Annotated in this window: 19 protein-coding genes; 13 read left to right on the top strand and 6 right to left on the bottom strand. The window is 41.4% G+C overall.

Annotation, left to right across the window (positions count from 1 at the left end):
• The first annotated feature begins 81 nt into the window (after nucleotides 1-81).
• From HMPREF9304_RS05390 to HMPREF9304_RS05425, 8 genes are all read left to right on the top strand, one after another.
• Nucleotides 82-1833: a phospho-sugar mutase gene (locus HMPREF9304_RS05390; RefSeq protein ID WP_036927164.1), complete on the top strand. Its 1752-nt coding sequence runs from the start codon at nucleotides 82-84 to the stop codon at nucleotides 1831-1833.
• A 211-nt stretch (nucleotides 1834-2044) separates the two neighbouring features.
• The gene (locus HMPREF9304_RS05395; RefSeq protein WP_036927166.1) at nucleotides 2045-3829 is read left to right on the top strand and encodes a bifunctional metallophosphatase/5'-nucleotidase; all 1785 of its coding nucleotides are present in this window, start codon (nucleotides 2045-2047) and stop codon (nucleotides 3827-3829) included.
• Complete coding sequence (nudC, locus tag HMPREF9304_RS05400) at nucleotides 3826-4611, top strand: NAD(+) diphosphatase (protein WP_036927169.1); 786 nt, start codon at nucleotides 3826-3828, stop codon at nucleotides 4609-4611. The genes HMPREF9304_RS05395 and nudC overlap by 4 nt, the downstream gene beginning before the upstream one ends.
• A 23-nt stretch (nucleotides 4612-4634) precedes the next feature.
• Nucleotides 4635-5936 carry an NCS2 family permease gene (locus HMPREF9304_RS05405; RefSeq protein ID WP_036927171.1) on the top strand — a complete coding sequence of 434 codons (1302 nt, stop codon included), beginning with the start codon at nucleotides 4635-4637 and terminating at the stop codon, nucleotides 5934-5936.
• A gap of 3 nt (nucleotides 5937-5939) precedes the next feature.
• Complete coding sequence (locus HMPREF9304_RS05410) at nucleotides 5940-6923, top strand: Gfo/Idh/MocA family protein (protein WP_036927174.1); 984 nt, start codon at nucleotides 5940-5942, stop codon at nucleotides 6921-6923.
• Nucleotides 6924-6943: 20 nt separating this feature from the next.
• Nucleotides 6944-8035 carry a DUF4421 domain-containing protein gene (locus HMPREF9304_RS05415; protein ID WP_036927176.1) on the top strand — a complete coding sequence of 364 codons (1092 nt, stop codon included), beginning with the start codon at nucleotides 6944-6946 and terminating at the stop codon, nucleotides 8033-8035.
• 1 nt (nucleotide 8036) lies between these two features.
• On the top strand, nucleotides 8037-8891 hold the full coding sequence (locus HMPREF9304_RS05420) for an N-acetylmuramoyl-L-alanine amidase-like domain-containing protein (RefSeq protein ID WP_036927178.1): 855 nt from the start codon (nucleotides 8037-8039) through the stop codon (nucleotides 8889-8891).
• Between the two features lie 760 nt (nucleotides 8892-9651).
• Complete coding sequence (locus tag HMPREF9304_RS05425) at nucleotides 9652-10902, top strand: phosphoglycerate kinase (RefSeq protein WP_036927179.1); 1251 nt, start codon at nucleotides 9652-9654, stop codon at nucleotides 10900-10902.
• A 273-nt stretch (nucleotides 10903-11175) separates the two neighbouring features.
• Here HMPREF9304_RS05425 and HMPREF9304_RS05430 read toward each other — a convergent pair whose 3' ends face one another.
• The 3 genes from HMPREF9304_RS05430 to HMPREF9304_RS05440 form a co-directional block, all read right to left on the bottom strand.
• Nucleotides 11176-11631 carry a DUF4293 domain-containing protein gene (locus tag HMPREF9304_RS05430; protein ID WP_036927181.1) on the bottom strand — a complete coding sequence of 152 codons (456 nt, stop codon included), beginning with the start codon at nucleotides 11629-11631 and terminating at the stop codon, nucleotides 11176-11178.
• Nucleotides 11632-11633: 2 nt separating this feature from the next.
• The gene (locus HMPREF9304_RS05435) at nucleotides 11634-11966 is read right to left on the bottom strand and encodes a DNA-directed RNA polymerase subunit omega (protein ID WP_008121780.1); all 333 of its coding nucleotides are present in this window, start codon (nucleotides 11964-11966) and stop codon (nucleotides 11634-11636) included.
• Nucleotides 11967-12046: 80 nt separating this feature from the next.
• Nucleotides 12047-12940, bottom strand: a complete 894-nt coding sequence (locus HMPREF9304_RS05440) for an outer membrane protein assembly factor BamD (protein WP_036927185.1) — start codon at nucleotides 12938-12940, stop codon at nucleotides 12047-12049.
• Between the two features lie 251 nt (nucleotides 12941-13191).
• On the opposite strand from HMPREF9304_RS05440, the gene uvrB reads away from it, so the two are divergent.
• From uvrB to HMPREF9304_RS05460, 4 genes are all read left to right on the top strand, one after another.
• A complete protein-coding gene (uvrB, locus tag HMPREF9304_RS05445) occupies nucleotides 13192-15228 on the top strand; it encodes an excinuclease ABC subunit UvrB (RefSeq protein ID WP_036927188.1) in 2037 nt (678 codons plus the stop codon).
• A gap of 146 nt (nucleotides 15229-15374) precedes the next feature.
• Entirely contained in the window at nucleotides 15375-16217 is an 843-nt protein-coding gene (locus tag HMPREF9304_RS05450) for a DUF4468 domain-containing protein (protein WP_052045921.1), read from the top strand.
• 89 nt (nucleotides 16218-16306) lie between these two features.
• Complete coding sequence (locus HMPREF9304_RS05455) at nucleotides 16307-16528, top strand: hypothetical protein (protein ID WP_008121774.1); 222 nt, start codon at nucleotides 16307-16309, stop codon at nucleotides 16526-16528.
• On the top strand, nucleotides 16525-18855 hold the full coding sequence (locus HMPREF9304_RS05460) for a putative porin (RefSeq protein ID WP_036927191.1): 2331 nt from the start codon (nucleotides 16525-16527) through the stop codon (nucleotides 18853-18855). Before HMPREF9304_RS05455 ends, HMPREF9304_RS05460 begins: the two co-directional genes overlap by 4 nt.
• A gap of 28 nt (nucleotides 18856-18883) precedes the next feature.
• Here the strand turns inward: HMPREF9304_RS05460 and menA are convergent, their stop codons facing one another.
• Nucleotides 18884-19792 (bottom strand): 1,4-dihydroxy-2-naphthoate octaprenyltransferase, encoded by a 909-nt coding sequence (gene menA / locus HMPREF9304_RS05465; RefSeq protein WP_036927201.1) that lies wholly within the window; start codon nucleotides 19790-19792, stop codon nucleotides 18884-18886.
• 240 nt (nucleotides 19793-20032) lie between these two features.
• Here menA and HMPREF9304_RS05470 point away from each other — a divergent pair, with 240 nt between their 5' ends.
• Nucleotides 20033-20674, top strand: coding sequence for an HD domain-containing protein (locus HMPREF9304_RS05470; protein ID WP_036927193.1), 642 nt, complete (start codon nucleotides 20033-20035; stop codon nucleotides 20672-20674).
• A gap of 184 nt (nucleotides 20675-20858) precedes the next feature.
• On the opposite strand, the gene HMPREF9304_RS05475 is transcribed toward HMPREF9304_RS05470, so the two are convergent.
• Complete coding sequence (locus tag HMPREF9304_RS05475; protein WP_052045923.1) at nucleotides 20859-21842, bottom strand: DMT family transporter; 984 nt, start codon at nucleotides 21840-21842, stop codon at nucleotides 20859-20861.
• 71 nt (nucleotides 21843-21913) lie between these two features.
• Entirely contained in the window at nucleotides 21914-22363 is a 450-nt protein-coding gene (locus HMPREF9304_RS05480) for an alanyl-tRNA editing protein (RefSeq protein WP_081953652.1), read from the bottom strand.
• Nucleotides 22364-22492 lie beyond the last annotated feature (129 nt).

Here is a 22492-nt window from a genome sequence, read left to right on the forward strand (position 1 = left end):
AAAATATCCCTAAGGTTCTAAATTTCTCGTTTTTAATTATTATCTTTGCTCTTAAAAGTAACAATTAAAAAGAAAAATAATATGGCAAACAACACAGAACTAATTGCTCAATGTGAAGCAAAAGCAAAACAATGGTTATCTCCTGCCTTTGACGAAGAAACTCAACGCGAAGTGAAAGCTCAATTGGAAGCGGAGGATAAAACAGAGTTGATAGAATCTTTCTATAAAGATTTAGAGTTTGGAACTGGTGGATTGCGTGGCATTATGGGCGCAGGTAGCAACCGTATGAATATCTACACTGTAGGTATGGCGACACAAGGATTTGCAAATTATCTAAAGAAAAACTTCAAAGACCGTGCAGATATCGCTGTGGTGGTATGTCATGATTGCCGCAACAACAGTAGGAAATTTGCAGAAACTGTTGCAAATATCTTCTCTGCCAACGGCATCAAGGCTTATCTGTTCGATGAAATGCGTCCTACTCCCGAGTGTTCTTTCGCCATTCGCCACTTGGGTTGCCAAGGCGGTGTTAACATCACAGCCAGTCACAACCCTAAAGAATACAACGGCTATAAAGCCTATTGGGAAGACGGTGCACAGGTATTGGCTCCTCACGATATGGGAATTATCGAAGAAGTGAATAAGGTCAGCGTTGAAGACGTTAAGTTTCAAGGAAATAAAGCACTTATCCAAATCATTGGTGAAGATATAGATCAAGCCTATTTGGATGCTGTAAAAACCGTAAGTATTGACCCTGAAGTCATCAAACGCCAACACGACTTAAAGATTGTCTACACTCCTTTGCACGGTACTGGTATGACGATGATTCCTCGTTCGCTGAAGTATTGGGGATTTGACAATGTACATTGCGTGAAAGAACAAATGGTAAAAGACGGCAATTTCCCTACAGTGGTATCGCCCAACCCCGAAAATGGAGAGGCTTTGACCTTGGCTTTGCGTGACGCAAAAGCGTTGGATGCAGACATTGTAATGGCAAGCGACCCTGATGCTGACCGTGTTGGAATGGCATGCAAGAACGACAAAGGCGAGTGGATACTCATTAACGGTAATCAAACCTGCCTCATCTTCTTGTATTATATCATTACCAATCGCAAGAATATGGGTCTGCTCAAACCGACCGACTTCATTGTTAAAACGATTGTCACCACAGAAGTGATAAAGAAGGTAGCAGAAAAAAATCATATAGAAATGTGTGATTGCTATACTGGGTTTAAGTGGATTGCTCGTGAAATTCGCATCGCAGAAGGCAAAAAGAAATATATTGGTGGCGGTGAAGAAAGCTATGGATTCATGGCTGCCGACTTTGTACGCGATAAAGATGCTGTAAGTGCAATGTGCTTATTGGCTGAAATCTGTGCCTATGCCAAAGACCAAGGCAAGACACTTTATGATCTCTTGATGGATATCTATTTGGAATATGGCTATTCTAAGGAGACAACTATCAACGTGGTGCGTCCCGGAAAGACGGGTGCAGATGAAATCAAAGCCATGATGGAACAATTCAGAAGTAATCCACCTAAAGAATTGGGTGGCTCGAAAGTAGTTCTGTGGAAAGACTATCAGACTTTGGAAGCAAGAGATATTAATAATCACATTACTAAATTGGACATGCCAGATACCAGCAATGTGCTCCAGTGGTTCTGCGATGATGATACCAAGGTAAGCGTTAGACCGTCGGGTACAGAGCCAAAGATTAAATTCTATCTCGAAGTGAAAGGCACAATGAAGAGTGCCGCCGATTACAATCGATGTGACGCTGAAGCCGACCAAAAAGTGAAAGCCATCAAGAAAAGCCTTCACTTAGATGCGTAAATCAATTAAAAATGCTCTCCTCGTGAGAGCATTTTTTATGCCATTGTTCAAGCAACTATCTCTCCTCGTAGATTTTCTACAGAGAGACAAGTCAAGTGGGAATGCTTGCAAGCGATACTATCTCATAAGTTAGCTGGGTTATAGACAAAAGCTTCGCTATCTTTTTTTGTTCCTTAATTTTTTGCTAACTTTGCAAGATAAATCAATAATCATGAAGAAAATCATTACGGGGTGCATCATCGCCCTCTGTATGAGTACGATGAGCATGGCAAATCATAAAACAATTCACCTGCGTGTTATTCAAACCAGTGACGTGCATGGCTGTTTCTTTCCCTACGATTTCATCAATCGAAAACCGAAGAGTGGTAGCATGGCGCGTGTCATCTCATACGTCGACTCGCTCAGAACTCATTATGGAAAAAATCTACTCCTGCTCGATAATGGTGATATCCTTCAAGGACAACCCACATGCTACTATTATAATTATGTGAAATCTGCTTTACCAAATGTCGCAGCATCGGTGATTAACTACATGAAATACGATGCACAAACAGTTGGTAACCATGATATTGAGACCGGTCATAACGTGTACGACAAATGGATAAGTGAAGTGAAATGCCCCATACTCGGAGCTAATGTCATTGATACACGTACGGGGAAACCTTATCTGCATCCATACACCATCGTAGAAAGAGAAGGAGTAAAGGTGGCTATTCTTGGTCTTCTCACGCCTGCAATACCCAACTGGTTGAATGAAAAATTATGGAGTAATCTGCGATTTGATTCAATGGTAGAGTCCGCTCGTTATTGGATAGCAGAATTAAAGAAGAACGAAAAACCCGATATTATCATCGGTTTGTTCCATTCGGGAAAAGAGGGAGGCATCATCACCGATACTTATGAAGAGAATGCGTCATTGCGCATTGCCAAAGAAGTAGCAGGGTTTGACCTCATTCTCTTTGGACATGACCACACGGCACATAGCAGCGTTATTGAAAATGTGGAAGGGAAAAAGGTCGTCTGTCTCAATCCTGCCAACAATGCGCGGATGGTTGCGGATGCAGAAATTGAGATAACGCTCAACAACTCCGCTCCCTCAGCCACGCATCACAAACGAGTACTGAACAAACAAGTATCAGGGAAGCTCGTAGACATTCGTGAACAGCCCATTAACCAGGCTTATATAGAACACTTCCAAAGTGAGATTGACTCGGTAAAAGCCTTTGTTACTCGACAAATAGGGGCATTTAAGCGCACTATTTATAGTCGAGACAGTTACTTCGGTAGTGCTCCATTCACCGATCTCATTCACAATTTGCAGCTCAGGGTGACAGGTGCCGACCTTTCATTCAATGCTCCCCTTGCCTTTGATGCACAGATAAAAGCGGGACCCGTTTACGTCAGTGATTTATTCAATCTGTACAAATACGAGAATCAAATCTATGTACTCAAAATGACAGGGCAAGAAATCAAGAATTATTTAGAGATGAGTTATGATTTGTGGGTCAATACGATGACGTCATCCGAAGACCATATCATGCTCATAGATAATAGAGCCAAAGCCGATCAACAACGCTATGGGTTTAAGAACCTCGCATTTAATTTTGACAGTGCAGCTGGAATTGATTACGAAGTTGATGTAACGAAGCCCAATGGCAACAAAGTCAACATCTTAAAAATGAGTAATGGTGAGCCTTTCGACCTACATAAAACGTACAAAGTGGCGATGAACAGTTATCGTGGCAACGGAGGTGGAGAGCTTCTAACACGTGGAGCAGGAATTCCACTTGCCGAAATTCCAAAACGTATTCTTGTTGAAACCCAACACGACCAGCGTTACTATCTCATGAAATGGATAGAAGAAAGTGGCGAAATGGACCCACAAGCCAACAATAACTGGAAGTTTATTCCTGAAAAATGGACACAACCTGCCATTCAGCGCGACAAGACTCTCATCTTTGGACAGTCAAAGAGAGACGAAGATAATGAAAAATGAACGCTTATTACTTTATATTTTGTAAAACCGATGTACTGCTTGAGAAACTACCAAACGGACAGTACACCATTCCATTGGAAGAGACTTGCCCTGTGGCTTGTAAGCCATGGACGCACATCATGGATATTAAAACCTTGACAGATGGCACACCTGTCAAGGCGCTACGCATAGATGCTCCCATCACTAACAACCCAAAATACGAGATGTGTGGGCTTCGAGCTTCTTTTTATAAACTTCCTCATGACCTTTATTTAATGGCAGGTAAATGCCAAGAGCTGTTGTATTGGGACTACAACACCAAATATTGCGGAGTATGTGGAGCCCCCATGCAGATGCACACTCACATTTCCAAGCGTTGTACACAGTGTGGAAAAGAGGTTTGGCCACAACTGGCAACTGCCGTGATTGTATTGATTAAGAAAGGTGATGAGGTGCTTTTGGTGCATGCAAAGAACTTCAAAACCGACTTCTACGGATTGGTAGCTGGATTTGTGGAAACAGGCGAAACGTTAGAGGAAGCCGTTCATCGTGAAGTCTTAGAAGAGACAGGTCTCACTATTCATCACCTCAAATACTTTAGCTCGCAGCCCTGGCCTTTCCCATCTGGTCTGATGGTTGGCTTTACAGCTGACTATGCAAGTGGTGAATTGAGTCTGCAAACCACAGAACTAAGCAAAGGCGGCTGGTTCACCAAAGAGAATCTTCCGCAAATACCCGAGAAATTATCCATTGCACGCAAGCTAATCAATCATTGGCTCAACGAATCAATCAATGAAAAATAATTATTTAATAAGCTATTATCAGTATGGAATTGATTACTAAATTTTTGGGATTCGATCCAAAGACCATGAAGATGAGAACCGAACTCATAGCAGGAGCTACCACATTCTTGACCATGAGTTATATCTTAGCCGTCAATCCAAGCATCCTCTCAAGTACGGGCATGGACAAAGGAGCATTGTTCACTGCCACCGCTTTGGCTGCAGCCATCTCTACGTTGCTATTGGCTTTCATGGCAAAGTTGCCATTTGCGCAAGCTCCCAGTATGGGTCTCAACGCTTTTTTCGCCTACACGCTTTGTCAAGCCATGGGATATACCTGGCAACAGTCATTGGCTATTATGCTAATAGAAGGTGTTGTTTTCATCCTCATTACCTTCTTCAACGTTCGAGAACTCATCTTAGACAGTATTCCGAAGAATCTTCGTTACGCTATTTCAGCAGGTATCGGCATGTTCATCGCCTTTATAGGACTGAAAAATGCAGGCATCATCGTGGCAAAAGAAGGTACTTTTGTGGGCTTAGGAGCGTTTACACACGAATCCATCTTAAGCATCATTGCCATTCTATTAAGCGGAATCCTAATGGCACGCAATGTGAAAGGTTCACTCTTTTACGGCATTATTGCTGCCACACTTATCGGCATCCCCTTAGGTGTCACCATACTGCCCGAAGGTTGGCTACCAATTTCGGCTCCACAAGACATTCGCCCCACCCTTTGTCAATTCGATTTTACCGACCTGCTCAACATCAAGACACTGTTGGTTGTCTTCTCTTTGCTCATCGTCAACATATTTGATACGATAGGAACGCTTGTCGGACTTTCAGAAAAAACGGGCATTGTGCAGGCTGACGGAACTATTCCTCGGGTGAAAGAGGCAATGATGAGCGACGCCATTGGCACAACATGTGGCGCAATGTTGGGTTCTTCCACCATTACAACGTATATAGAGAGTGCTTCAGGCATTGCCGAAGGTGGTCGAAGTGGAGTTACATCGGCATTTGTTGGTCTTCTCTTTCTACTATCATTGTTTCTCTCTCCTATCTTTCTTCTCATACCCGGCGCTGCCACCAGTGGCGCATTGGTGCTCGTAGGTGTGCTCATGTTAGACTCAGTAAAGAAGTTAGACCTCAATGATGTGAGTGAAGCCTTCCCTGCTTTTATTACCATGATTACCATGGTGTTATGCTATTCTATAGCCGATGGTATATGTTTGGGCATGCTCAGTTATGTTATTCTAAAGATGTGCGTTGGTCGCTGGCGTGATTTGAACGTGACGTTAGTGGTTTTAGGTATTTTATTTGTCATCAATTTTATCGTCAGCTAACTTATGATACATATCAGTTGGGGATTTATCGGATGTGGAGAAGTCACCGAACTCAAGTCGGGACCGGCATTTAATGCCGTAGAAGGGTCGCACGTGGAAGCGGTTTACAGTCGTAATGCGGAGAAGGCAAGGGATTATGCCGAACGTCATCATATTAAAAAATGGTATACAGATGCACTTCAACTCATCAACGACCCGCAGATCAATGCCATCTATATTGCGACTCCCCCTTCCAGTCACGCCACCTATGCCATTATGGCAATGAAAGCAGGCAAGCCCGTTTACGTAGAGAAACCATTGGCTGCCAGCTACGAAGACTGCGCACGAATCAACCGAGTGAGTGAACAAACGGGCATTCCTTGTTTCGTTGCTTACTACCGTCGATACTTACCTTACTTTCAAAAAGTAAAGGATATTATAAAGAATGGCACCATTGGTACTATCACCAACGTGCAAGTTCGATTCTCGGTTCCACCTCGTGACTTGGACCTCTACGACGGACAGCACCGCCCTTGGCGTCTTCAACCAGACATTGCTGGTGGAGGTTACTTCTATGATTTGGCACCTCATCAGCTCGATCTACTACAAGAATATTTTGGTGTGATTACTCGTGCGCATGGATATGTCGCCAATCGTGCCCACTTATATGATGCAGAAGATACGATTAGTGCCTGTTTTTGCTTTGAAAACGGACTCCCTGGCAGTGGCTCTTGGTGCTTTGTGGGACATCAAAGTGCCAAAGAAGATAGGATAGATGTAATTGGAGTAAAGGGTTCGCTATCTTTCTCGGTGTACAATTATGACCCTATCCAACTGATTACCTCCGAAGGCAATGTCAATATCACGGTTCCCAATCCATCGTATGTCCAACTGCCCATCATTAAATCTGTGATAGAAGATTTACAAGGCATTGGCGCCTGCACCTGCACTTGTGTGAGTGCAACGCCTGTTAACTGGGTGATGGATCGCATCTTAGGCAAATTATAAGTATAGAAATCCGATAAAGAATGAAGGTTGTCAAAGTCTCATTGATAGTGCTGTTGATAATGCAATCGGTATCGCTGAATGCAGATACCATTCCTGAACGCAAAGGTTTTTGGCAGCAGATAAAACACCAAGCTGGTAAAATCATAGAGAGTTTTACCGCTGTGGATACGAATTATGTGGAACCCCAACACTATAAATTCACGATGATGTTGCAAAACACCAATACTTATGAGAAATACCGACTGGAGAACAACGAAGGACAAACCATTACTTTGGCGCCATCGCCCAGTGTGAAGGTAGGACCCTTTGTGGGCTATCAATGGATATTCTTGGGCTATACCGTGGATTTGAGAAACTTTAACGAGAATAAAGACCGCACCGAAATTGACTTGAGTCTGTACTCCTCGCGAATAGGTATCGACTTGTTTTATCGGAAAATGGGAAACCATTACTACATCCGCAACCTATTCATCAATCATCACACCGACACAAAAGCGTTAGAAGATTTGCCTTTCAACGGATTTCAATCGAGCATCAAGGGCTTCAACTTGTATTACATCTTTAATAATAAGCGGTTCTCCTACCCTGCTGCGTTCAGTCAATCTACGGTGCAGCGCAGGAGTGCAGGCTCGTTTTTGGCTGGCATTGGCTACACCCGACACCAAACAAGCATTGACATTGGCGAACTCAACCGAATGGTAAAAGAAAAGATACAGTTTCCTTCGAACCATCTTGCAACGAATGAGCCACACGTTGCATTTGGCGACTATCGTTATACAGACTTTTCTGTTTCGGCTGGATATGGTTACAATTGGGTGTTTGCTCATAATTGGCTACTCGCCTCGTCACTCTCGGCAGCGTTAGGATATAAACAGAGCGATGGCGATATTCAGCACGACAATAAATGGTCTGCTGCTTACCATGTGGGCAAATTAAATGTCGATGCATTAGGAAGATTCGGATTGGTGTGGAACAATACGAAATGGTATGCAGGCACGAGTGCTATTATTCACTATTATCGCTTCAATAGGCAGCAGCTAACCAGCAACACACTGTTTGGTAATCTCAATATCTATGTAGGATTTAACTTTGGACGATATAAAAAACAATAACATGAAACGACAATTCATTTATATTTTACTTCTCAGTTTTAGTATAACCATTAAGGCTCAAGATATTCAGTATCAGCCTAATGACAGTATAAAAATTGAGCAATGGTTGAAACAAGGTGCCCAACAAAAAGAGAACCAAAACATGGTGTTATATTTTGCCCGACTACTGAAAGGCATTCCCTATGTGGCAAAAACTTTGGAGGTAAACAGCACCGAAAAACTGATTATCAACACCCGAGAACTGGATTGTACCACTTACGTTGAAAACGTATTGGCACTCTACCTGTGCCATAAAAACAAGCAAACACGTTTTGCTAATTTTTGTACCTATCTGCGACTGATTCGTTACCACAACGGTGAAGTGTCTTATGGCAAACGCCTACACTACTTTACAGAATGGATAGTAGACAACGTTCGCATGGGTTATGTACGACCGGTAGCGGTCAACCAACCGCCATTTACCGCCAAACAGTTTGTCAATCTGCATTTCATGACATCAAATACACATTTATACCCCATGATGCACCACCGACCAGAGGTAAAGAAAGCCATTCGAGAGATGGAAAAACAAGTATCTGGAAAATCTTATCTTTACATACCCAAAGACAGCATTCTCAACACGCCGCTCCTTCGCTCTGCGATTCACGATGGCGACATCATAGCCATGCTCACCCGTAAAAAAGGCTTAGACACCAGTCATGTGGGCATTGCTGTGTGGCAGAGTGATGGTTTGCACCTGCTCAACGCCTCGTCCATTCGTGGAAAAGTGGTAGAAGAACCTAAAACGCTGTACCAATACATGCAAGGTCAACGTACACAAATTGGCATTCGCGCAGTAAGATGCAATGGCATGTAATTGAAGAGTCGGCTTATCATCTTTGTTGTCAGAAGCACATTGCGCTTTCATTGAAGAAGGAAATTTCAACCCCGAAAGATACTTCAAAAACAGCGTTTGTTGTATGGATGATACTCTGTTTTGGAGGATAATTAATTCAGAATTTTCTTTACAAAGTGCCTCTCATAACTCGCGTGTAAATCACCAACTTCAAAGTTGGTCGCAAATACGCCAAAAATGAGCGAGGTTTATAATCGATTGTTATTAAACAAGTTATGTTTACAACGTCTCATTACTTGCTTATTTTTACCACATTTTGGCGACTGAAGCATTGAGATAAGCCTCCAATTTGCATGCTTTAAGGCTGCTGAGGCATGTGAATAACACCCTTAAAGCGTGTTTCCAAGAGCGTTAAATCAATATTCTGACTTGAAAAGACGTCTATTTTGTGAAAATCAGTGCATTTTTGTTGTGCGTTTGCCTATTAAAATTTTCTATTTTGAAGATTTTAGATGATCGTTTTTTGGTAAAATAATAGGACAAAAACAACTTCTGCCTTACCCAAGTAGCAGCAGGAAGTTTCATAGCGTTAGCATTGTTGTAGAAACAAAAGAAAAAAGAATGTTTTTCGACATAAATCCTCTTACTTCAATAAAAAGACAGTTGCCAGAAGAATAATTCTACAGAAAAACTTAGAAATAATGTCAGCATTCACATCATTTTTTTGTAACTTTGTCATCAAGAACAGATAAATAATTACTCATAAAAAGAATATTAAAAAATGACAATTGATCAATTTAATTTCGCTGGCAAGAAAGCCATTGTACGCGTAGACTTTAATGTTCCTTTGAATGACAAAGGAGAAGTGACCGACGATACTCGTATTCGCGGTGCACTGCCAACCCTTAAAAAGATATTGAAGGATGGTGGTGCTGTGATTATGATGAGCCACATGGGCAAACCAAAAGGAAAAGTAAAGCCAGAATTGTCGCTCGAACAAATTGTGAAAAATGTGTCAAAAGCATTAGGTGTTGATGTGAAGTTTGCCAAAGACTGTGCAAATGCTGAAAAAGAAGCAGCCAGCTTACAAATGGGAGAAGCACTACTATTAGAGAATCTGCGCTTTTATGCTGAAGAAGAAGGCAAGCCTGTAGGTGTTGAAAAAGGCACACCAGAATATGATGTTGCGAAAAGTGAGATGAAGACTCGTCAGGCTGACTTTGCTAAAAAATTGGCTTCGTATGCCGATGTTTATGTAAATGATGCCTTTGGAACAGCTCATCGCAAACACGCCTCTACTGCTGTAATAGCCGATTATTTTGATAAAGACAGCAAAATGTTAGGCTACTTGATGGAGAAAGAAGTGTCAGCAATTGACAGTGTGTTGAAGAATGCACAACATCCTTTCACCGCTATTATTGGTGGTAGCAAGGTAAGTTCTAAGTTAGGTGTGATAAAGAACTTGCTTGACAAGGTAGACAACTTGATTATCGGTGGTGGAATGGGCTACACGTTCATTAAGGCACAAGGCGGAAAGATTGGTAAATCGTTACACGAAGACGACTTGATGCCAGAAGCATTGAATGTGATGAAAGCTGCCAAAGAGAAGGGTGTTAATCTTTCTTTGTCGGTTGCAACAGTGTGCGGTAAAGACTTTTCTAACGATACTGAGCGAAAAGTGTTCCCTATCAATGAGATTCCAGACGAATGGGAAGGTATGGACGCATCGGAAGAGAGCTTGAAGATATGGAAAGATATCATCTTAAATTCAAAGACAATCCTTTGGAATGGTCCTGTAGGTGTATTTGAATTAGAGAACTTTGCACACGGTACAGGAGAAATAGCTAAGTATGTAGCACAAGCAACCCAAGACAATGGGGCTTTCTCATTAGTAGGTGGTGGCGACTCAGTAGCTGCTGTAAATAAGTTTGGATTAGCCGATAAGGTTTCTTATGTATCTACTGGTGGTGGAGCTATGCTTGAGGCAATTGAAGGGAAAACACTTCCTGGTGTAGCTGCCATCAAGGGCTAATAAGTTTGAAGTGTATTTTACACTTTGAACATCGTAACACAAATATTTGCGCATTCATCTTTTAGTTGAATGCGCTTTTATTTTTAGGGCGGTTCTATTGATTAGCTTTGTCAGATTAGGAGACCATTTTTGTGGACAAAGACTTACGCTTCGCAAATCTTTGTTTCTACCCTATAAAAACAATAAAGAGAATATGTGTTCGCAAAACATATTCTCTTTTACCTTTTTCACTTCAACTGTTCAGAACTTTTTTCAATGAACAAAAGAAGTTGGTTATCGTATTCGATCAGCTGATCGGATAAGTTTTTCGTCTTGTATAACGCCTCTGCGTGCCAAAACTAAAGCAATGATAGCTACTAAAGGCAAGCAAGCAGCGAACTGGAGATGAAACGTGAATGATTTTCCAAAACCATTGAGAATGCTAAAAGCAAAATACGCATACCAAGCCAAAGAAAACACAATGCTCCACGAACACAGCTTTACCTGTAACATTCTACGATGATAGGTAAAGATGGTAATTATCTCTAAAACAACAGAAACAGCCAAAAAGGCAAATAATGGCCAATTACTGAATTGCACACCACTGCCCGGAACAACGGTACCGAGATTCCATAGTACGGTAGGTGTACCCATTCCTATGGGCTCTAATATTCCTATGGGCATGCACAGGCATGTAATAGAGAGGATTATCGCTAAAACTAAGAATAACGTCTGTTTGCGCTGAATCATAATTATTCTTCGTTTTTATCTTGCGATGGGTCACGATAATAAGTATTATCCTCTATGAATTCTTGTGTTGCTAACAAGGTTGGCTTAGGTAATTTCTCGTAATAACGCGAAATTTCAATTTGCTCACGATTTTCAAATACTTCTTCCAAAGAATCGTTGTACGATGCAAATTCTGCTAATTTCTTATTCAAATCTTGCTTAATCTGTGCGGCAATTTGATTGGAACGCTTGCCAATGATAGCCACACTTTCATAAATATTACCCGTTTTATCACAGAGATCCATAATGTTTCTCGTTGTGGTGTTCGTAGGGGCTTTTGACTTTTTGTAATCCATATCTTTAATCTTTTATCGTTGAGTATTCATCCTGAAATTAGATGAACTACTCTTCACCTTATTTTATTATAATTTATTTCTCAAAACAAGTTATCAATTGAACTGTTACCTCTCCACAGATATGATGTCTCCTTATGAGTATCAGGTTCAGCAGAGCGAGTAAACTGTTTACATCTTCGAATATATTTCTCTGCTGTAGAGCGTTCTTTGGAGTCAGGATATTCGTTGATAAAGCCGTAACATTCGTCTTCTGCATCCTGATAACGTTCCAATCGTTTCGATTCAACACTTTGCTCTGCCAACTCAAACTTACTCTTCATAATGAGTACGGCAAAATTTTCGCGCATCGAAGAGTAGGGATAGTCTTTCAAAGCGTTCTCTGCGGTGATGATACAAGCTTCATAGTTATTCCCTCCGCTGGTACAGTTACCGAAGTAAGAACCCAAATCGTAATAGAGTTGTGCTGAATATAGTTCCTTTTTCACTAATTTATCTTGCAACTCGAACAATCTCTTTTGTGCTTGATTCTTTAGATGCGCTTCTGGAAACAAATCCAAAAATTCCTGAAACGCTGCAATGGCAGAAACGGTTTGCGACTGATCCAAACGAGGTTCTGGTGTACTCATGTAAAGACTTTCACCAATATAATAGCTCGCAAGTTCTGCATATTGTCCTTTTGGATAACTTTGCATGTAGCGCTTGAAGGCTTGGGAAGCACTCTCATAATCACCAGTCTTGTATTGAGCCATTGCTAACATGTAAAGACTTTCTTGTGCATGATCCGTCCCTTTCTGAACAACAATGAGTTCGTTCAATAGTGTGATAGCCCTGGTATATTTGCCATTGACGAAGCACTCTTTGGCATATTCATACCGATAATTGGTGTCTGACGATTTGTAGACAGCATTAAATTCGTTTGCACAATTCGTAAAGAACAGAACAATGCTTATAGTGATGAAAAATACTTTCTTCATTAATCAATTCTTTGAAGTGCAAAAGTACATATTATTCAACGATTAACAAAGCAAACAGGGTAATTTTTCTCAATAAATTAGTGTTTATTACAGAATTTCTATGTTTTATTTTGTACTTTTGCACTGAAGTCACCTTATCGTTATGGTTATCGCCACAAATTCATCAACGGCACTCTTTTCAATGATTCGGGAGCTATCAACCGTATTTCAAAGGACGACTCTACCGATTTATAAATAACTATCTTTTCAGGATGAACTTTAAGCTCACATCAAAATATCAACCCACAGGTGACCAGCCACAAGCGATACAACAGCTCACAGACGGTGTAAGGCGAGGCGACCCAGCCCAAGTCTTGTTAGGTGTGACTGGCTCTGGAAAGACTTTTACGGTTGCTAATGTCATTCAAAATATTCAAAAACCAACGCTTATTTTGAGTCATAACAAAACGTTAGCAGCCCAACTTTATGAAGAAATGAAAGGTTTCTTCCCCGAGAATGCGGTTGAATATTATGTTTCCTACTATGATTATTATCAACCAGAGGCCTATCTTCCGTCATCCGATCTTTATATAGAAAAAGATTTATCTATCAATGACGAAATTGACAGACTGCGATTAAGTGCTGTGAGCGCATTGCTATCTGGACGGAGTGATGTTGTCGTTGTGTCTTCTGTTTCGTGTATTTATGGAATGGGTGGACCTGCTGCCATGACTAATAGCATTATCAGTATTCAGAAAGGGCAACGCATTGATAGAAATGATTTTCTTAGAAAGTTAGTTGAAGCATTGTATGTAAGAAATGATATTGACTTACAACGTGGAAACTTTCGTGTTAAGGGTGATACTGTTGATATCGCTATGGCCTACTCTAACAACGTACTTCGTATCACATGGTGGGATGATGAGATAGAAACCATTGAAGAAGTTGACAGTACTACGTTTCATCAATTAGAATCTTTCGAAGAGTATCACATCTACCCTGCCAACCTTTTTGTCACATCCAAAGAACAGACAGAGCGAGCAATCCATGAAATTCAAGACGATTTAGTCAAACAGATTGATTATTTCGAAGAGATAGGCGACCAGCTCAAAGCCCAAAGAATTAAGGAGCGTGTGGAATACGATATGGAAATGATTAAAGAACTTGGCTATTGTAGCGGCATAGAAAACTATTCACGTTACTTTGATGGTCGCCAAGCAGGTGAACGCCCTTACTGTTTGTTGGACTTTTTTCCAAAAGATTACTTGATGGTTATTGACGAGAGTCATGTAAGTGTTCCACAAATTAGTGCCATGTATGGCGGAGACCGAGCTCGTAAACGCAATTTGGTAGAGTATGGCTTTCGTCTTCCTGCCGCTTTTGACAACCGTCCTCTGCGATTTGAAGAGTTTCAAGACATGTTGCACCAAGTCATCTATGTATCGGCAACGCCAGCAGATTATGAATTACAGGAAGCAGAAGGTGTTGTTGTGGAGCAACTGATACGTCCTACAGGACTTCTTGATCCAGAGATTGATGTCCGACCCAGTGAAAATCAAATTGATGATTTGTTAGATGAGATTCTGCAAAGAACAGAGCGAGGTGAACGAGTATTGGTAACAACCCTTACTAAACGTATGGCAGAAGAGTTAACGGAATATCTACTAAACCATGATGTCAGAGCAAACTACATTCACAGTGATATTGGTACGTTAGAGCGTGTCAAGATTATGAATGATTTACGAGCAGGGATGTTCGATGTTCTTGTAGGTGTGAATCTACTGCGCGAAGGTTTAGATTTGCCAGAAGTTTCGTTAGTAGCCATTCTTGATGCAGACAAGGAGGGCTTTTTAAGAAGCCACCGAAGTCTGACACAAACAGCAGGAAGGGCTGCACGCAACATCCATGGCAAAGTAATTATGTACGCTGATACCATTACAGACAGTATGCGTAAGACGATAGATGAAACCGCTCGCAGGCGTTCCATTCAATTAAAATACAACGAGGAGCATCACATTACGCCTACACAAATTGTCAAGGACATCAAAAATGCGTTACCAACCACCAAAGAGAAGATGAAAGAAAAGCGTTACTCCACTGTTGCTGCCCAACAAGCGTACATGGAGCCTCTCGGAGGAGCATTTGCCGCTGACCCCATTGTACAGCAAATGACACATGAACAATTAGAAAAAAGTATTGCTGATACCACTGCAATGATGAAACAGGCTGCCAAAGACCTTGACTTTTTGCAAGCAGCACAGTACAGAGATGAAATTATCAGACTTCAAACCTTGCTGGAACAAAAGTAATTATAACGTTCAGAGACTTGCGTAGCTTTCACGGTAAACTTTGTAAAATGCCTGCATATTCAACGGTCTTATTTCGTTAATCTTCCAAAATTGCGTGGGCGTTTCACAGATTTTGTCTAAATTTGTAAACTCATTCAACAATCTTGATGATGAAAAAAAACATATTCGTTCTCCTGTTATGGATACCTCTATTCATTCAGGCTCAAGCTGTGCTGACACCTGAACAAAGGTTAGAAAAGGCAAAGCAAGAAGCTAAAGCGGCTAAACAGGCTGTGAAGGAAGCTAAAAAAGCAGCACGAAAAGCTGCAAAATTGGCTAAGAAACCACAGACAAAACGTGATTTACAACAAGCAGAACAAAAGACAATTGGGGCTGATACAATCTCTTTAACTAATTCATCTGAATGGGTTGTTCCACAAAGTGTTACCTCCAAGCAACCTTCTCACAAGAGTCAAGACGCTAAAACCATTAAGAATCCATCTAAAGAAGCTGATTATCTTGCAGGAGCAGTGCCTTTGAATCCTCAAGGAAAAGTGGTTTTTACCCTTCAATTAGACGTTCCTCAAAAGTCTGCGAATGAGATTTACAACACCGTCTACCAGTATATGAATGAACTCACCAAAGAGAAGAATCAGATCAATAGTCGTGTAGTCTTAGTCAATCCCACACAACACGTCATTGTAGCACGGTTTTGTGAATGGTTAGAGTTTAGCAATTCGTTCCTTTCTTTAGACCGTTCCGAATTTTATTATATGCTCACAGCGAAATGCACTGAGCAACATCTTGAGCTAACTCTCAGTCATATTCATTATGATTACGAGAAAAATCGCCCTACTCATCTCAAAATAAGTGCAGAAGAATGGATTACAGATGAAATCGCTCTCAACAAACAGAAGAACCGGCTACTACGACTTTCTGGAAAGTTCCGTAAGCACACCATTGATAGAAAGAATGAAATTTTCGGTCACCTGACAGAATTACTCCAATGAATGTTACCATTCGCTTTCACCGCTCAACCATAATTAACGCCCAAAGAGCGATAGATTTGAGTTTTATACGATAAAATATTACAACTTATATGAGTGCAAAATATCTAAGACGATTCAGAGGAAATGGCGATAAGCCTCGCGATCTTTTCTTCTGGATTCGCAACATCCTCAACATCATCTTTATGGTTGGTGCTGTAGTTGGTGTTATTTTCTATTTCTTTACCGAGCAAGAAACGCTTGGTATCATCATTATTCTTACTGCTATGTTCTTCAAAATGGCAGAATGTAGTCTACGCATATTTCATTCATGACACGTTTTTTATTCTCAATCGCCCTTCTCATAACGTCCCTACACGTCACTGCTCAAATTGACAGCTATAACCAAATGGATGTCGATGGCAATATTACGCAGATGAATGACCAGCGACGTAACAACGCTAAAGACTCAACCAGTCAAGACAAAGAAATACCGAAAGGGCTCAAAGTATGGACGGTAGACAACCGTTTTGGAGATATTCGTCAGGCAATACCCGATACGTTGATGCACATGTACCCTAACAGTATCTTTACTTCTGGCTTGCGAGGAGAATATAACACCACGGGAAATTTAGGCGCACCCCGTATCAGTAGATTGTTTGTTGATCGGTTAAGAGATGACGAACAGTTTATTTTCACACAGCCTTACGATTATTTTATCGTAGCTCCTGACGATTACCACTTCACCAACACCCTCTCTCCCATTACCAGTTTGACTTACAATACTGCGGGAGATCGAACCAATGGGGAAGATCACTTGACCGCAAAATTTGCCATTAATGCTGGAAAGAAGATTGGTGTAGGGTTCAAATTCGATTATCTCTATGGTCGAGGATTCTTTGCAAACCAAGCTTCTTCTCATTTCAATTATTCTCTTCATGGCTCTTACTTGGGTGAGCGATATCAAGCACACCTGTTATTTTCAACGAATCACCAAAAGAATACGGAAAACGGTGGTATCACAGATGATAAATACATCACAAATCCTGAGAGCTTTGATGATAATTATCAAACATCAGAAATACCCACTGTGTTACAACAAAACTGGAATAGAAATGACCATCACCATGTTTTCTTAACCCATAGATATAATGTGGGATTTAATCGGAAAGTGCCAATGACACCAGACGAGATTAAAGCAAAGAAGTTTGCACTAAAGGCTAAGAAAGAGAATGATGCCAACAAGAAAACAAAAGAAGCACTTCGCAAAGCAAAGAAAGAAGGTAGAAAATTGGACCCTAAGGCTTTGGAAGATGAAAAGGCAACAGCAGGAAGACCTGATGACGCTGTCATTGCGGGGGTAGAACCCTCTACAACACATGCGACAGACAGCACTCGTATTCAAGTTAATGGGCAGCATGCAGCCGACAGTTTGTTGGCAAAAACGAAACAAGCAAAGGAAGATACGTCATGGTTCAAAAACGAATATGTCCCTGTGACCAGCTTTATTCATACGCTGAAGTTTGATGATTACAAGAGAATTTACCAAGCTTATCAAACTCCAGACAATTTCTACGCCAACAATTACCGACTCATAGGACCTTTCACTGGCGATTCTATCTACGATGACACCAAGCATTATCGTGTACAAAACACCTTCGCCATTTCTTTACTCGAAGGGTTCAATAAGTGGGCAAAATCGGGTTTGAAAGCTTTTGTCAGTCATGAACTTCGATATTTCTCCTTACCTGATAGTGCTGGAACGAGTACATACAACGAAAATTCCGTATATGTAGGAGGACAATTGAGCAAACGACAAGGCAAAACGCTGCATTATTCTGTCACTGGTGAAGTTGGAGTAGTAGGAAAAGACGCAGGGAAAATAGACATAGAAGCACAAACCGATTTGAATTTCAAGCTCTTTGGAGACACCTTGCGCTTAGCTGCTCAAGGCTTTTTCAGACGTTATGAGCCAACTTTCTATTATCGACACTATCATGGACGGCACTTTAGATGGGACAATGAAGATTTAGGTTCCATTACTCACACAAGGATAGAAGGGTTGCTCAAATACGAAAAAACAAAAACCACGCTACGGGTGGCGGTCGATGAACTCACCAATTACACTTATTTAGCACAAGCTTATCAAGTCAATGAGAAATACCAAAGAACAGGTACACAGGTAGGTGTTCGCCAAAGTAGTACACCTATCAATGTCCTAACGTTGTCGTTGGGGCAAGACGTAGCATGGGGACCGCTCCACTGGGAGTCTGTTGTGACGTTTCAAAATGCTTCCGTACAGAGTGCCATACCGCTACCTAAGTTAAATGTGTACTCCAATCTTTACTTCAAATTCAAGATTGCCAAGGTGTTAAGTTGTCATACAGGTGCCGATGTTCGTTATTTCACGAAATACGAAGCACCCGACTATAGCCCTGCATTAGGACAGTTTGTGGTACAAGAGAATACGGAACGAACGATATTGGGAAACTACCCTATCGTTAATGTCTATGCGAATTTCCACTTAAAGCAAACCCGTTTCTTTGTCATGTACAGTCATGTGAACCAAGATAGCGGTACTCGCAACAGCTTTTTAGTGCCTCACTACCCTATCAATGGCCGCATTCTTAGATTAGGAGTAAGCTGGAACTTCTTTAATTAAGGAGAACAGTAAGCCTTCTAAAACAAGATTACGAAATTATTAAACCAACGGTTAACAATATTCCATAGATAAAAATATTTCTTGCTGTTTCGCCTAAAATGAGGTTAAGCGCTTTTCCTTGTCGTATTCTACACATTCTGCGATAGGTCAACGTATGCAGGAGCGCATAGAATAGCGGTAGGACAAAAGCCCACACATGACCGTGGAACAAAAAGACCAGTCCTATCATACAGGCAACCCACCCAAGCATGAGATAAGCCGTTCTTGACAAAGAGGCACCCATCACCACCACCATTGTCATTTTATGGGCACGGCGATCATTCTCTATGTCACGATAGTTATTCACAATGAGTAATGTGTCAATGACCAATCCACATGCTATCGAACTCAGAAACACTTGCCACGTGATGTGTGCTGCATAGGAAGGAACGGCCAAATAATAGGTCACACAAACGGGAATGATACCGAAAAATACTAATACCAATATATCTCCCATCCCCAAATAAGATAAATGGGTGGTATATAGGAAACAGAAAACCACGCATACGGCTCCCACCAAGAGCATTTCCATACCTCCATAATAGATAAGAGGCAAACCGACAAGACAAGCCAAAAGCGTTGTCAACCCAATGCCAACACGCATGGTAGCGGGTAAAATCCAACCTTGTGCGCAGGCACGTCGCGGTCCTAATCGAGTCTCGTCATCGTTTCCACGCACGAAGTCCAAATAATCATTGATAAAGTTGGCATCTATTTGCATGACAAACGCAAAGAGGAAACATAAAACAACGGGTGTTATGCGGATCATTCCTTGCATATCCAAGATTGCCCACGCAGTGCCAATCATCACAGGAACTGCCGCCCCAGTCAATGTTTTGGGACGTGCTGCCAAGAACCAAGCCTTCGCAGAATTGCATCGTACAGTAGAAGTTTGCATCATCAAGTTTTTATTTTATAGCAACGGAGACACTCAGACATATGCGAATGTACATATAGCAGCAGCCACACACGGTTGTACAACAACCTTGCAGTATGTGTCCTCGGCTTACTTACCTATACAGAGATACGCGGAGACAACCGAATAATGAACATTTCTTTGTCATTCCGTGCCTTTCCGTTGTTTTGCTATTGCAAAAATAAACATTTTTTCTTACATTTGCAACAAATAACACCCCACATGATAGATAGCAACGTAAGTCTCGATTTGATGACCTTCATCGAGCAAAATATCCTTCCAAAATACAATGAATTCGGTGCATCGCATGGGCTTGCCCATGTCCAGCAAGTCATTAAAAACAGTATGGAATTGGCTCGTAAGATAGGAGCCGATGTCAACATGGCGTACACCGTGGCAGCTTATCATGACATTGGCATGTCGGGTCCACGTGCTATACATCATCTCACAGGAGGAAAAATCTTAGCTTCGGATGCACGGTTGAAGCGCTGGTTCTCGCCCGAACAGATACGAATCATGCGCGAAGCGGTGGAAGATCATCGTGCCAGTGCCTCCCATTCTCCACGAAGTATGTACGGAAAGATTGTCGCCGAAGCAGATAGAGACTTGCAACCCGAGCACGTGTTTCAACGTACAGTTCAGTTTGGATTGGAACAGAATCCTGAAAAAAGTCGACAAGAACACTGGCAACGCTTTCAACAACATATAGAAGCCAAATACGGTAATACAGGATATATCAAGTTGTGGATTGCCAATTCGCCCAATCATCAATACCTAAAGAATATCCGTCTCATCTTAGAAGACAAGGAAGAACTCCGAAAACAATTTGATTACTTTTTTGATAAGGAAAAGAACGGGAAATAAATCCCATTGACTTTGTTACACTGAATCAAGGAAACAAAAGGTTTGAAATATGGGGATAAGGAGCTTAAAGTAAAGAGATAACTATCTTATCTCAATAACTTGTCTTACAAATGCTTATGATTACTCGGTATTTCGATAAAGCGGAGCAGTCATGAGGACATCACTCTCGCTTTCTCCGCCATGTTTATTCCTTTGTCAACTCACCCTTTTGGCTTTGTGCTTCATCGTGTTTGGATTTAGATTTTGTGACTAACCACACCCCACTAAACACCATGACGATAGCCAATGCGTGTGTCCACTTAAAAATACCGATACCCGTAGCCACCGTAACGATGACAGCAACGATAGGTTGCACATAATTGTAGGTGCTGACAACCGTTGGACGAAGTACTTTTTGTGCAGATATAATGAGGATGTATCCCACAAAAGTGCCAAAGAATACCACATAAGCCGTCTCCATCCATGTTGTTACTGTGATGCTTTGCCACGGCAGGTCTGCCACTTGACGAAAAGAAAATGGCCAAATGAGACAGGTAGCCCACAGGAACATCCATTTGTTCACCGTAAACACAGAATATCTCTTGACCAACTTATTGAACACGGACAGATAGAAGGCATAAGACAGTTGAGCGCCTAACACCAATAAATCGCCACGGATATCCCCCACCTTTGCGTTGGCTGCCGACATGCTCGTGAGTATGAGAATGAGTGCTCCACAACAACCAACAAACACGCCCATTGCCTTTTTACTTGTTATCGGCTCTTTCAAGATGAGTGCCGCCAATAACATGGCAAATATCGGCATCGAAGTTGTGACAATGCTTGCATTGATAGGAGACGTGAGACTTAGACCGATGGTGAAACAACATTGGTTACAAACCAAACCAAAAACGGCTGCTCCTATGAACCAGAAAATATCATGGAGAGGAACCTTTTCTTTTTTGACAAAGAAAGACGTTATCCAAAACAGGATGGCTCCTCCCAACACACGGAATGACACCATGTCCACACCTGTGATACCATTGGACATGGCATCTTTTCCAATGGGTGCCATTAGCCCCCATATAGCGCAGGCGGTGAACATACTGAGGTGCGCCAAAAGAGGAACTTTATTGGAGCTATGGGGGTGCTTTTTATCTCTATATTGAAGATTTAGAAACTTATTCATCTACAGTTGATTAAGATAATGAGCCCCTATATGATAAAGCGAAGGGCTCTATACACATGAAAAAGAAAGTTTTAGGAAATAACCTTAAAACGTATTCTGTACGTTTTTTGATGTTCATCCCAATTGGTTCCCAACAACTCAAATTTGCCAATCTGACGGGTGGAACGAACATGTTTGCCTATGCAGGGGCAAATATCGTAGTCTCCGATTCGGCAAATCCTTATCAAATCGGGCGCATTGGCAGGCAAACGCTCTAAACTGACACCTTCTGGAAGATGTTGTCTGTCCACCTCTTCAAAGGTGATGGGCAAGTCTTGCTGAATCAACTCATTCATACGAGTTTCTATCTCCTTTTCGGCATGTCTGTCAGGTTTGCTCTCCAACCGAAAAGTCATCTTGCTTTTCTTTCGCTCAATATGGGCATTGTCTGAACGTTTACATCCAAACTTGCGCGTCATGAGCTGGTTGAGTAGATGCTCGGCCGTATGAGCAGGCGGAAAAGATACTTCTCTTTCTAACAAAATAATCGTGATTTAATGTTGTAGACAAAGTTACACATAATATCTAACTTGGCAAAATATGTAGGCTGGTTCTGTAAATTAGCTTTGTTAGATTTTGAGCTTATTTTTGAGGTCAAAATGCAAGAGAGT

The sequence above is a fragment of the Hoylesella timonensis S9-PR14 genome, from assembly GCF_000762405.1.
In the GTDB taxonomy this organism is placed as follows: Bacteria; Bacteroidota; Bacteroidia; order Bacteroidales; family Bacteroidaceae; genus Prevotella; species Prevotella timonensis_A.